Source organism: Micromonospora yongxingensis (assembly GCF_052601155.1).
Map to the genome: position 1 here is coordinate 59761 of NZ_JBQXEO010000023.1, position 12567 is coordinate 72327.

A 12567-nucleotide genomic window follows, 5' to 3' on the forward strand; every position below is an offset into this window, starting at 1 on the left:
CGGCGTCGCGCCGGCCCGCTCACGTCAGCCGATCAGAACGGACCGCTGTGCCACCGACGCCCGATTCCGCCCGGAACGCTCCCGGTGCCACCGAGCCGGCTGTTATCCGGAACTTCGGCATCATCGCCCACATCGACCACGGAAAGTCGACCCTGGCCGACCGGATGTTGCAGCTCACCGGTGTGGTCGACCCACGGCAGATGCGCGCCCAGTACCTGGACCGGATGGACATCGAGCGCGAGCGCGGCATCACCATCAAGAGCCAGGCCGTCCGCATGCCGTGGACCATCCGCGAGGGCGAGCGGGCCGGCGAGCACGCTGTCCTCAACATGATCGACACCCCGGGGCACGTCGACTTCACCTACGAGGTGTCCCGGTCGCTGGCCGCCTGCGAGGGTGCCGTGCTGCTGGTCGACGCCGCGCAGGGCATCGAGGCGCAGACCCTGGCCAACCTCTACCTGGCCCTTGAGAACGACCTGCGCATCATCCCGGTGCTCAACAAGATCGACCTGCCGGCCGCCCAGCCCGAGAAGTACGCCGAGGAGCTGGCCCACCTGATCGGCGGCGACCCCGCCGACTGCATCCGGGTCTCCGGCAAGACCGGCGAGGGCGTGCCGCACCTGCTCGACGAGATCGTCCGGCAGTTCATCCCGCCGACCGGCGACGCCGAGGCGCCCGCCCGGGCGATGATCTTCGACTCGGTGTACGACGTCTACCGCGGCGTGGTCACCTACGTCCGGGTCATCGACGGCCGGATCAGCGCCCGCGACCGGATCAAGATGATGTCCACCGGTGCGGTGCACGAGCTGCTGGAGATCGGCGTCATCTCGCCGGAGATGGTGAAGGCCGAGGCGCTCGGTGTCGGCGAGGTCGGCTACCTGATCACCGGTGTGAAGGACGTCCGGCAGTCCCGGGTCGGTGACACGGTCACCATCAACAGCCGGCCGGCGAAAGAGGCGCTGGGTGGCTACAAGGACCCGAAGCCGATGGTCTACTCCGGCCTCTACCCGATCGACGGGTCCGACTACCCCAACCTGCGTGAGGCGCTGGACAAGCTCAAGCTCAACGACGCCGCGCTGGACTACGAGCCCGAGACCTCCGGCGCGCTCGGCTTCGGCTTCCGCTGCGGCTTCCTCGGCCTGCTCCACCTGGAGATCATCCGGGAGCGGCTGGAGCGCGAGTACAACCTCGACCTGATCTCCACCGCGCCCAACGTGGTGTACCGGGCGATCACCGACGACGGCGAGGAGATCGTCGTCACCAACCCCAGCGAGTACCCGACCGGCAAGATCGCGGAGGTGTACGAGCCGGTGGTGCGGGCCACGGTGCTGACGCCCAACGACTACGTGGGCGCCGTGATGGAGCTGTGCCAGGGCCGGCGGGGCAGCCTGCTCGGCATGGACTACCTCTCCGCCGACCGGGTCGAGCTGCGCTACACGCTGCCGCTCGCGGAGATCATCTACGACTTCTTCGACCAGTTGAAGAGCCGCACCAAGGGCTACGCATCGCTCGACTACGAGCCCTCCGGCGAGCAGGCGTCGGACCTGGTGAAGGTGGACATCCTGCTGCACGGCGAGCCGGTGGACGCGTTCAGCGCCATCGTGCACAAGGACAAGGCGTACAACTACGGCGTCACGATCGCCGCCAAGCTGCGCACCCTGATCCCGCGCCAGCAGTTCGAGGTGCCGATCCAGGCGGCCATCGGCAGCCGGGTCATCGCCCGGGAGACCATCCGGGCGATCCGCAAGGACGTGCTCGCCAAGTGCTACGGCGGTGACATCAGCCGTAAGCGCAAGCTGCTGGAGAAGCAGAAGGAAGGCAAGAAGCGGATGAAGATGGTCGGCCGGGTCGAGGTGCCGCAGGAGGCCTTCATCGCCGCCCTCTCCTCCGACTCCGGCGACGGCAAGTCCGCCGGCAAGAAGTGACCCTGACGCCGCCGCGGCGGCGCTGATCGACGAAGACGGCCGGTGTCCACGGCCGGGCCTGGTCCTGACGACCGGTCCGGCGGGGCACCGGCCGTCCGGCGTCCGGGCGTCCGTCTGGCGGTTCGTGTCCGGCGTCCGGCGCCCCGCGGAGAAATTTTTCTGCGCCCGGCGCATGGTGGACGACCCCACGACATGGCCTCCTACCTGGATGGACGCGCTCCCACACCAATCGACGCACCCGATCCGGCATTGACGTGTGCCGCTGCTGCGCGAGGTGAGTCGGTTTGGATTTTTGGCGGGTCGGGAACTTAGCGGTCACGACAGGAAGCACACATTGTGTGTCAGACATTCTTTGAAGGAGGGCGATCGTGGAGCTCACCGTGTGGGGCATCATCACTGCGCTTGTTGTTGGTCTCATCGTCGGCGCGCTGGGCCGCCTGGTCGTCCCGGGCCGGCAGAACATGCCCATGTGGCTGCACATGCTGATCGGTGTCGGCGCGGCTCTGCTGGGCACCGTGCTGGCGCGGGCCATCGGCATCGCGACCGAGACGAACGGCATCGACTGGGGCGAGCTGCTGGTGCAGGTCGTGGTGGCGGCCATCGCGGTCGCGCTGGTGGCCGGCGTGGGTCGCCGCCGCAGCGTCACCCGATAACCCGCGCAACAGCACTCCGTACCACTGCGACACTTCGATGGGCGCCCGGCCGACAGGTCGGGCGCCCATCGGCGTCCGCCCCTCTCCGGAAGACGTCTCGCGTCCGGCCGCCCGCCGGCCCCAAGATCCGCGCAGTTTCGCCGGAAGTGCTGCCTCAACCCGTTGGGAGGCAGCACTTTCAGCGATGGTGCGGGGATCGTGGCGTCGAGCGGCCGAAGACCGGCCACCGGAGGCGGGCGGGTGGCGGTGCAACCCGCCCTTGTATGCCCGATCGTGATCGTCTGGTGAGCGAAGTCGGTTTGGGATTTCGACCGGTCGGGAACTTAGCGGTCACGACAGGAAGCACACATTGTGTGTCCGACATTCTTTGAAGGAGGGCGACCGTGGAGCTCACCGTGTGGGGCATCATCACCGCCATCGTTGTTGGTCTCATCGTCGGCGCGCTGGGCCGCCTGGTCGTCCCGGGCCGCCAGAACATGCCGATCTGGCTGCACCTGCTGATCGGCGTCGGCGCCGCTCTGCTGGGCACCGTGCTGGCGCGGGCCATCGGCATCGCGACCGAGACGAACGGTGTCGACTGGGGCGAGCTGCTGGTGCAGGTCGTGGTGGCCGCGATCGCGGTCGCGCTGGTGGCCGGCGTGGGTCGCCGCCGCAGCGTCACGCGGTAACGACCCGGCATCACCGCACTACCGAAAGAGCGCCCGGCCATCGGCCGGGCGCTCTTTCGTGCTGCGGTGCCCGACTTCGGCCCGATGCCACAGCCCCTCTCGCCGACCCCCTGCGGTACGGTCGCCTCGCCTCCACCTCCGCGCCCACTGTCGTAAAGGAAATCTTCGTACTAAGGTGCGGCGTGGAAGGTTAGTTCCAGGCGGCGCGAGGGGAGAAGTGGCGTGAACAGGTGGAAGCGGCTGGCCCCGGTCACCGCCGTGGTGGCCTCGGCCGCGATGGTGCTGACCGGCTGCGGGGGCTCCGATGAGGACGCGGCCGACAACAGCAAGCTCACGGTCTGGATGATGGGCGAGGGCGGCGACGCCCAGAACACGTTCCTGGACGGCGTCGAAACCGAGTTCCGGCAGAAGCACCCCGACACGGACGTGGTGGTGCAGTACATCCCCTGGCTGGAGGCGCCCAAGAAGTTCCAGGCCGCGCTGGCCGGCGGTGAGGGGCCGGACATCACCGAGCTGGGCAACACCGAGACCCAGGGCTGGGCCGCCCAGGAGGCGCTCGCCGACGTGAGCGGCCGGATGAGCGGCTGGACCGACGGCAAGGACCTGCTGCCCGACCTGGTGCGCAACGCGCAGCTCGACGGCAAGCAGTACGGCGTGCCCTGGTACGCCGGAGTGCGGGCCATCTACTACCGCACCGACTGGTTCGCCGAGGCGGGCGTGCAGCCGCCGAAGACCTGGGACGAGCTGGTGACCGCGGCCAAGACCGTGCAGGCGAAGAAGCCGGGCACCTACGGCATCGCGCTGCCCGGCAACTCCGAGTTGCCCTTCTACTCCTTCCTCTGGGGTGCCGGCGGCGAGATCGCCACCAACCAGGGCGGCACCTGGAAGTCCGGCTACACCACGCCGGAGGCGCAGCGGGCGGTCAAGTTCTGGACCGACCTGGTGACCGTGCACAAGGTGGCCCCGCCGGCCGCCGCGGGCTGGAACGAGATCGACGCCCGCACCCAGTTCGCCACCGGCAAGGCGGCCATGGCCTTCGCCGGCAGCTGGCAGCAGGGCGCCATCAAGAAGGACAACCCCGAGATCGAGAAGGTCTGGGGTACGTTCCCGATCCCCGGCCCGGACGGCAAGGCCGCACCCGGTTTCGCCGGTGGTTCGGACGTGGCGATCTGGAAGGACAGCGAGCGCCAGGACCTGGCCTGGGACTACCTGACCGTGCTGCTCAACAAGAAGAACTCGCAGAGCTTCGCGAGCAGCCTCGGCTTCTTCCCGGTCTACCAGGACCTGGTCGCCGGTGACGCGTACGCCAACGACAAGGTCATGGCGGCGTTCGCCACGACCATGCAGAACACCAAGCTCACGCCGCTCACCCCGAAGTGGGTGGAGGTCAGCCGGACGAAGACGGTGACCCAGGCGATGAACAGCTCGGTCATGAAGGGTCAGAAGACGGTCGAGAAGGCTACCGCTGACGCGGCCGGTGAGATGGAAAGCATCCTCAACGCCAAGTGACCACGCTGACCGAGGTGCCGGAGACGGCCGCCGCGCGGGAGACCCCCGCGCGGCGGCGTCGCCGGGTTGACCGCCTGCCCTACCTGCTGCTCCTGCCCGCACTGGTGATCATCGGGGTGCTGCTGCTCTGGCCGCTCGGCCAGGTGGTGGCGATGTCCTTCTACCGGCTCAACAGCGTCCGGCAACTGCGCGGCGACCGGGAGTGGCCGTGGGTGGGGCTCGGCAACTACACCCAGATCCTCTCCGATCCGTTCTTCCTGACCGTGCTGCGCAACACGGTCCTGTTCGCCGTGGCCAACGTGCTGCTCACGATGGTTCTCGGCACCCTGGTCGGGTTGCTGCTCAACCGGCTCGGCCGCAAGATGGCCACCTTCGTGGCCAGTTGCGTGATGCTCGCCTGGGCCACCCCGGCGCTGACCGGCACGATCGTGTGGAAGTGGATTTTCGACGACACGAGCGGCCTGGTCACGTGGCTGTTCAACGCGCTGCCCGACGGCCTGTCCAACGGCCTGTTCGGCCGCAGCGACTGGACCGGCTACGGGTGGTTCAACTCCCCGCTGCTCTTCTTCGCCATCCTCACCCTGGTGGTGGTCTGGCACTCGTTCCCGTTCATCGCGGTGAGTGTGCTCGCCGGCCTGAAGAGCGTGCCGAGCGAGCTGCACGAGGCGGCCCGGGTGGACGGCGCCAGCGCGTGGCGGGTGTTCTGGCGGATCACCTTCCCGCTGCTGCGCCCGGTCTTCGGGATCCTGATCGTGCTCTCCACCATCTGGGACTTCAAGGTCTTCACCCAGCAGTTCGTGCTGGCCGGCGGCACCCAGGACCGGCCGACGTTCATGCTCTCCATCTACTCCTACGCGGAGGCGTTCTCGCCGCCGCCGAAGTACGGGCTCGGTGCGGCCATCGCGGTGATCCTCACGCTGATCCTGCTCGTGGTCACCGGCTTCTACGTACGGATGGTGCTCAGGCAGGAGGACGAGTCGTGAGGAAGGTGGCCCTCAACGCCGCCGGGCTGCTGGTCGCGCTCTTCGCGGCGTTCCCGGTCTACTGGATGATCTCCACCTCGTTGAAGCCGAGCAGCGAGATCTTCTCGTCCACTCCGCAGCCGGTGCCGACCCACCCGACGCTGACGCACTACCGGGAGATCCTGACCGGCAACCTGATCCCCGGCGTGAGCTTCTTCGACTTCTTCCTCAACAGCGCCCTGGTCGCCGTCTCGACGGTGGTGCTCAGCGGCCTGGTCGCCCTGCTCGCCGCGACGGCGGTGGCCCGGTTCCGGTTCAAGCTGCGGACCAGTTTCCTGATCATGCTGCTGGTGGTGCAGATGATCCCGTTGGAGGCGCTGGTCATCCCGCTGTTCCTGATGATCCAGCGGCTCGGGCTCTACAACACCCTGCCCAGCCTGATCCTCACGTACCTCGGCTTCTCGCTGCCGTTCGCGGTCTGGATGCTGCGCGGCTTCGTCGCCGCCGTACCCAAGGAGTTGGAGGAGGCGGCGGCCATCGACGGGGCCAGCCGGGCCCAGACGTTCCGCCGGATCCTCTTCCCGCTGGTGGCCCCCGGCCTGGTCGCCACGAGCATCTTCTCCTTCATCACGGCGTGGAACGAGCTGATCTTCGCGCTGACGTTCATCAACGACCAGGGCCGCTACACCCTGCCGGTGGCGATGACCTTCTTCTTCGGCCGCGACGACACCAACTGGGGGCCCGTGATGGCCGCCTCCACCCTGTTCACCCTGCCGGTCATCATCTTCTTCCTGCTGGTGCAGCGGCGGATGGTCTCCGGCCTGGTCGCCGGCGCCGTCAAGGGCTGACCGGCCGGCACGCCGGAGCGCGGTGATCGGCGGACGCGGCCGGCGCCGGGTCGCCACTAGGCTGATCGCCATGACGGGCAGGGTGGCATCGGTGAACCTCGGCGTGGTGACCGAGGCGGAGTGGGCCGGCGACGCGAGCGGTCGCAGCGGCATCGACAAGCGACCCGTCGACGGGCCGGTGCCGGTGCTCGCCGGTGGTCTGGCCGGCGACTTCATCGGCGAGCGGGCCCACCACGGCGGGCCGGACAAGGCCGTCTACGCGTACGCCGAGGAGGACGCCGCCTGGTGGTCCACGGAGATCGGCCGCGGCGTCCGGCCCGGCGGGTTCGGCGAGAACGTGACCACCTACGCGATCGACGTGACCGGGGCGGTGATCGGTGAGCAGTGGGCGATCGGGACGGCGGTGCTCCAGGTGACCATGCCCCGTACCCCCTGCACGACGTTCGCCGGCTTCTGGGGAATGCCCGACCTGATCCGGCGCTTCACCGTGCGTGCCACCCCGGGGGCCTACCTGCGGGTGCTGCGCGAGGGTGAGGTGGGTGCCGGCGACCCGGTCGAGGTCGTCGAGCGGCCCGCGCACGGGGTGACCATCGGCGAGGTGTTCCGAGCGACCAGCCTGGAACCGGAGTTGCTGCCCCGGCTGCTCGACGCGGAGGACCTGCCGGAGCCGATCCGGGAGAAGGCCCGCCGCCGACTCGCCAGCCGCGGCTGACGGACAACCGCCGGACGCGCGGGAGCCCCTGCCATCGTCGGATGACAGGGGCTCCCGATCAGCGGGTCAGCGGAGCCAGGGGATGTTGCGGTCCAGCAGACCGCGCTCCTTGAGCTCCTTGCGCAGCGGGATCTCGTCGTCGACGTACCCGTCCCAGTTGATGCCCCAGTAGTTCGCGGTGTGGGTGCCCTCACCGATCAGCTGGCGCTGCACCGGCGTGCGGTTGCGGTACCACTCGCCGTCCAGGTCGGGGTGCAGCTCGTCGAGCGGGCGGATCCACCGGTAGGTGTAGCCGACGAACAGCATCTTGCGGGTGATGGTCGACAGGTTCGTCGACCGGGAGTGCCACTGCCGGCGGTCGAAGATGAAGGCGTCGCCCGGGTTGGCGGTGATCTCCACCGTGCCCTCCGGGTCGGGGTTGTGCACGCTCAGGTCGGCGGGCCGGGGCAGCGAGTTCCACAGGTGGCTGCCCGGGATGACCTTCGTGGCGCCACGACCGGTCTCGGAGAGGTCGGAGAGCACGTACGCGACCTTGAGCGAGAACATCGGGCGGGGCAGGTTCGGGTCCATGGTCTCCGGGTCGGAGTTCTGGCGGTACCCGTCCTGGTGCCAACCCCAGTACGGCTTCTCCGGCTCCAGGGCCGGGGGAGTGACGTCCAGGTGGTTGTGGTGGGTGTAGATGTTCCAGCCGGCCAGCCCCCACATGTACGGGAAGGCGATCGGGTGGGTGAGCAGCTCGCCGAAGAGCTCGTCGCGCTCCAGGAAGCCCAGCAGGTGCAGCGTGCCGTCCTTCTTGGTGTTGCCCTTGGCCTGCTCCTCCGCGTAGACGCGGTCCACGGCCGCCTCCAGCGCCGCCCGGTGGTCCTCCGTCAGGACGTTGCGCAGCAGGAGGAAGCCCTGCTCGTGGAACTCCTTGCGGTCAGTGTCGCTGATCGGTTCGTAGCCGGTCCGGTCGCCGTAATCGAACACCGTGTCGTACCCCTCCCCATGAGGTGGAACCATTTCTGGCACAGGCCGCCGATCGTAACGCGATCACCTCGGCGTCGGGGAGTGCGCGCGGCAGGAAAGAACCGCTGCCGGACCATATGAAGCGAAACCGCTCCGCAGAGTGATATTTCGACAATCAATAAGGCGTTTTGAAGGGTTTTGTCCGATTGTGCGGTGACTGCCGGTTAAGAGATCCGGGCCCGGTCACCCTTCGGCGAACACCTCGGCCACCACCTGGCCGGTCGCACCCTGCTCGCCGGTCACCTGGCCCCACGTGCCGTTCCGGGCGGTCCATTCCAGGTCGCCGAAGCGGACCCGCTTCACCCCGTGGTCCTGGGCGTGCGACACCAGCCAGTGCGCGTACCGCCAGCCGTCGCGCTGGTCGCCCGCGGTCACCGCCAGCCCGGTCTGCCCGGCCGTGTCCGTGCCGGACAACCCCCAGTCCAGCATCAGGTTGCGGGTCAGCTGCGCTGCCGCCGCCGCGCCGCGCATTACCGGGGTACGCCCCACCGTGCAGGCGACCGCGCCGGTGGCGTCGCCCAGCAGCGCCCGGCTGAGCACCTCGGAGTCGTCGGCCCACTTCTGGTACGCCTCGGGGAAGGCTGAGCGCTGCACGCGCTGCGCGGCGTCGGTGACCCGCATCTTCTCCCAGCCCCGCACCTTCTTCAGTGCGGCGTAGAAGCGGTTCGCCGCGTAGCGCGGGTCGCGGATCTGCGTCGGGGTGCCCCAGCCCTGGCTCGGGCGCTGCTGGAACAGGCCGACCGAGTCACGGTCGCCGTCGGCGAGGTTGCGCAGCCCCGACTCCTGGTACGCGGTGGCCAGCGCGACCACGACGGCCCGCTCCGGCATCCCACGCTGCGCACCGATCGCCGCGATGGTCGCCGCGTTGGCCATCTGGTCGGCGTCCAGGGCCACCCGGCCGTCGGCCTGGACCGTGCACTTCCGCGCCGACAGTGGCAGCTGCAGACGGTCCCCCACCTGCCGCACGACGAGCCAGACTGCGATCACGGCGACGAGGATGAGAACCACTCCACCCGCCACGGCTGCCCGAGTTCGCACCCACACCCCCACATCGACAGTCCGACAAGCGTACGTCCCTCCGCGACCGGTCCGGGTCGTCCGACCGGTTTCGACCTGGCCGCCCGGCGCAGCTCACCCCGAGGTTCCCGCTTCGGCACCGGTCTCACCTGCCATATCGCCTTCCGTCCGGCTGAATTCGCCGACAATCGGGGCTTGGGCGTTCTCACCGCATTCGGGCTGCCCGCACCGATCCGTGCCAGCCGTCTGACGCTCGCCCGGCTTCGGCCTGTCTCGCGCGTCCGGTCTTCCTCGCGTCCGACCGGGCGTCGTACATCACCGGGGCGAACTACCCGGTCGACGGCGGCGCTACCGCGTGGTGACGGGCTCCGGGGTGCCGCCGTTCCCGGGCGGCACCCCGACCCTCATCGAGGCCCTTTGCTCTGCTTCACCGGACGCACCATCAAACGTCCGCTATTCGGACAGCGAGTGGTGCGCCGGTTGAAGCAGAGCAAAGGACGCACACAGCAACGCCACCCGGAGCGCTCAGACGTCGAGAGCGGGCACCCAGCGCGCCGGTCGTTTCTCCCGGAACGCGGTGACCCCCTCGCGTCCCTCGTCCGAGAGGAAGTAGCCCGTCGACAGAGCGGACAGCCGCGCCAGCTCAGCGCGCAGCTCGGCCGTGCCCGGTTGGCGCAGCAGCTCCTTCGCGCCGGCCAGCGCACCCGGCGCGCCCCGCACCAACGAGTCGCAGTACCGGTGTACCGCCGCGTCCAGCCCGTCCGCCGGCACCGCCGCGGTGACCAGACCGATCTCGGCCGCCCGCCGGCCGTCGAAGGTGTCCCCGGTCAGGTACAGCTCGGCGGCCGCACGCGGGTGCAGCCGGGGGAGCACGGTCGCCGAGATCACCGCCGGGATCACCCCGATCCGCACCTCGGTGAAGGCGAACGTCGCCTCCTCGGCGCAGACCGCCAGGTCCGCGGCGGCGATCAGGCCCAGCCCGCCGGCCCGCGCCGGCCCGGCCACCCGAGCCAGCACCGGCTTCGGGCACTCCCAGAGCGCCGCGAGCACGTCGCCCAGCATCCCGGCCGGCACCGTCCCGCTGGCGTACGCCGCAGCGGTCTCCTTCAGGTCGGCACCCGAGCAGAAGACCGGGCCGGTGTGGTCGAGCACGATCACCCGGACCGCGTCGTCGGCCACCGCGTCGGCCAGCCCGGCCAGCAGCTGGGTCATCAGACCGGTGGAGAGCGCATTGCGGTTGTGCGGGCTGTCCAGGGTGAGGGTGGTCACCCCAGGGGCCGTGGCGACCCGCACGAGGACGTCGGGAGAGGTCATGCCGGGCACACTAGTGGCCATGCCCGGCGTCCTTCCAGATGGTGAGACCGTCCCCGTCGACGGATCGCTGCCCGCCACCGCCACCGCCGCGGTCGGCGAGCGCGGCTTCGGCGTGTACGTGCACGTGCCCTTCTGCGCCAGCCGCTGCGGCTACTGCGACTTCAACACCTACACGGCCGCCGAGCTCGGCGGTGGCGCCAGCCGCGAGGGGTACGCCGACACCGTGCTGGCCGAGCTGGCCCTCGCCGCCCGGGTGCTCGGCGACAGCCCACCGCCCCGCGTCGACACGGTCTTCGTCGGCGGCGGCACGCCCACGCTGCTCCCCGCCGACGACCTGGCCCGCATCCTCGACGGCATCGACCGCACCTGGGGGCTGGCCGCCGACGTCGAGGTGACCACCGAGGCCAACCCGGAGTCGGTCACCCCGGAATCGCTGAAGGTGCTGCGGGCCGCCGGCTACACCCGGATCTCGCTGGGCATGCAGTCCGCCGCACCCGGGGTGCTGGCGATCCTCGACCGCAGGCACAGCGCGGGTCGGGCCACCGCCGCCGCCCTGGAGGCGCGCGACGCAGGGTTCGACCACGTCAACCTCGACCTGATCTACGGCACTCCGGGGGAGCGGGCCGAGGACTTCGCCGCCTCGCTGGAGCAGGTGGTCGCCGCCGGGGTGGACCACGTCAGCGCGTACGCCCTGATCGTGGAGGACGGCACCCGGCTGGCCGCGCGGATGCGTCGCGGCGAGCTGCCGTACCCCAGCGACGACGTCGCCGCGGACCGCTACCTGGCCGCGGAGGCCGCCCTCGGCGCGGCCGGCCTGTCCTGGTACGAGGTCTCCAACTGGGCGCGCACCGACGAGGCCCGGTGCCGACACAACCTGCTCTACTGGACCGGCGCCGACTGGTGGGGGCTCGGGCCGGGGGCGCACAGCCACGTCGGCGGGGTGCGCTGGTGGAACGTGAAGCACCCGTCGGCGTACGCCCAGCGGCTGGCCGCCGGCGCGTCTCCCGGCCTCGCCCGGGAGGTGCTCACGGTCGACGAGGCGCACATGGAGGACGTGATGCTGCGGCTGCGACTGGCCAGCGGGCTGCCGCTGGGGGTGCTCGACGCCACCGGCCGGGCCGGCGCCGAGCGGGCGCTGGCCGACGGCCTGCTGGCCGCCCCGGAGTACGCGGCCGGCCGGGCGGTGCTCACCCTGCGGGGCCGGCTCCTCGCCGACGCCGTGGTCCGCGACCTGCTTCCCTGACCCGGTCGCACCGCCGCGGGTGACGGTGCGCCGGGCCGGCCGGGGGAGCGGCCGACCCGGTCACTTGATGAAGTTGGCGGACATCGGGTAGCGGTAAGGCGTGCCCTCGTTGGCCTTGATCCCGGCGATGATGCCGAACAGGATCTGGATCACCACCACCGCGATGCTGGGCAGGAAGAGCAGGCACCAGCTCACGAAGAGCAGCACGAACGCGATGATCGACCAGAGGATCTGGAAGTTCAGCGCGGCCAGGGCGTGCGCCCGGACGGTCGGCGACTGCTGGCCACGGGCCAGGTAGGCCACCAGCGGGGCGACGAAGCCCAGCGGGCCGAAGCTGATCAGGGCGCCGACGGCGCCGCCGAAGTGCGCGACCAGGGCCCAGGTCTTGTCCTCGTTGTTGGCGAAGCCACCGGCGGGCGGGCCGTACGCGCCACCGGTCGGATAACCGCCGGGAGGAAAGCCACCGGGCGGAGGGTAGCCACCGGGCGGAGGGTAGCCACCGGGCGGAGGGTAGCCGCCTGACGGCGGTTGGTCACCGGTGGGCGGAGGATAGCCACCGGCCGGGGGATAGCCGCCCGGTGCGGGCGCCCCGGACAGTGGTGCGGTGGGTGGCTCGGCCGAGGGGGACGAGGCCGGGGAGGTCGGCTCCGGCGGGTAGTTGCCGGGGTCACCCGCTCCGGGAGGGCGAGGAGGTTCAGTCATGGATGT

The 12567-nt window shown here is 70.2% G+C and carries 12 protein-coding genes; 8 read left to right on the plus strand and 4 right to left on the minus strand.

Annotation, left to right across the window (positions count from 1 at the left end):
* Nucleotides 1–47: 47 nt before the first annotated feature.
* The 7 genes from lepA (at nucleotide 48) to ACTWLT_RS24455 (ending at nucleotide 7277) form a co-directional block, all read left to right on the plus strand.
* Nucleotides 48–1925, plus strand: a complete 1878-nt coding sequence (gene lepA, locus ACTWLT_RS24425) for a translation elongation factor 4 (protein ID WP_252417944.1) — start codon at nucleotides 48–50, stop codon at nucleotides 1923–1925.
* Nucleotides 1926–2293: 368 nt separating this feature from the next.
* The gene (locus ACTWLT_RS24430; protein WP_074313648.1) at nucleotides 2294–2578 is read left to right on the plus strand and encodes a GlsB/YeaQ/YmgE family stress response membrane protein; all 285 of its coding nucleotides are present in this window, start codon (nucleotides 2294–2296) and stop codon (nucleotides 2576–2578) included.
* Nucleotides 2579–2961: 383 nt separating this feature from the next.
* Nucleotides 2962–3246, plus strand: a complete 285-nt coding sequence (locus tag ACTWLT_RS24435) for a GlsB/YeaQ/YmgE family stress response membrane protein (RefSeq protein WP_179780540.1) — start codon at nucleotides 2962–2964, stop codon at nucleotides 3244–3246.
* Nucleotides 3247–3468: 222 nt separating this feature from the next.
* On the plus strand, nucleotides 3469–4755 hold the full coding sequence (locus ACTWLT_RS24440; protein ID WP_445320378.1) for a sugar ABC transporter substrate-binding protein: 1287 nt from the start codon (nucleotides 3469–3471) through the stop codon (nucleotides 4753–4755).
* Nucleotides 4752–5738, plus strand: a complete 987-nt coding sequence (locus ACTWLT_RS24445) for a carbohydrate ABC transporter permease (protein ID WP_252417942.1) — start codon at nucleotides 4752–4754, stop codon at nucleotides 5736–5738. The genes ACTWLT_RS24440 and ACTWLT_RS24445 overlap by 4 nt, the downstream gene beginning before the upstream one ends.
* Nucleotides 5735–6565, plus strand: a complete 831-nt coding sequence (locus ACTWLT_RS24450) for a carbohydrate ABC transporter permease (RefSeq protein ID WP_252417941.1) — start codon at nucleotides 5735–5737, stop codon at nucleotides 6563–6565. Before ACTWLT_RS24445 ends, ACTWLT_RS24450 begins: the two co-directional genes overlap by 4 nt.
* Nucleotides 6566–6635: 70 nt before the next feature.
* Nucleotides 6636–7277, plus strand: a complete 642-nt coding sequence (locus ACTWLT_RS24455) for an MOSC domain-containing protein (protein WP_445320379.1) — start codon at nucleotides 6636–6638, stop codon at nucleotides 7275–7277.
* A 66-nt stretch (nucleotides 7278–7343) separates the two neighbouring features.
* On the opposite strand, the gene ACTWLT_RS24460 is transcribed toward ACTWLT_RS24455, so the two are convergent.
* From ACTWLT_RS24460 to ACTWLT_RS24470, 3 genes are all read right to left on the minus strand, one after another.
* Nucleotides 7344–8246 carry a phytanoyl-CoA dioxygenase family protein gene (locus tag ACTWLT_RS24460; protein ID WP_252417939.1) on the minus strand — a complete coding sequence of 301 codons (903 nt, stop codon included), beginning with the start codon at nucleotides 8244–8246 and terminating at the stop codon, nucleotides 7344–7346.
* Between the two features lie 222 nt (nucleotides 8247–8468).
* Nucleotides 8469–9329, minus strand: a complete 861-nt coding sequence (locus ACTWLT_RS24465) for a hypothetical protein (RefSeq protein WP_445320380.1) — start codon at nucleotides 9327–9329, stop codon at nucleotides 8469–8471.
* Between the two features lie 498 nt (nucleotides 9330–9827).
* Nucleotides 9828–10616 (minus strand): enoyl-CoA hydratase-related protein, encoded by a 789-nt coding sequence (locus ACTWLT_RS24470; RefSeq protein ID WP_445320381.1) that lies wholly within the window; start codon nucleotides 10614–10616, stop codon nucleotides 9828–9830.
* A gap of 19 nt (nucleotides 10617–10635) precedes the next feature.
* Between ACTWLT_RS24470 and hemW the strand changes: the two genes are divergently transcribed.
* Nucleotides 10636–11859 (plus strand): radical SAM family heme chaperone HemW, encoded by a 1224-nt coding sequence (gene hemW, locus ACTWLT_RS24475; RefSeq protein ID WP_445320408.1) that lies wholly within the window; start codon nucleotides 10636–10638, stop codon nucleotides 11857–11859.
* Nucleotides 11860–11919: 60 nt separating this feature from the next.
* Here the strand turns inward: hemW and ACTWLT_RS24480 are convergent, their stop codons facing one another.
* Entirely contained in the window at nucleotides 11920–12561 is a 642-nt protein-coding gene (locus ACTWLT_RS24480) for a DUF4870 domain-containing protein (RefSeq protein WP_445320382.1), read from the minus strand.
* Nucleotides 12562–12567: the final 6 nt, after the last annotated feature.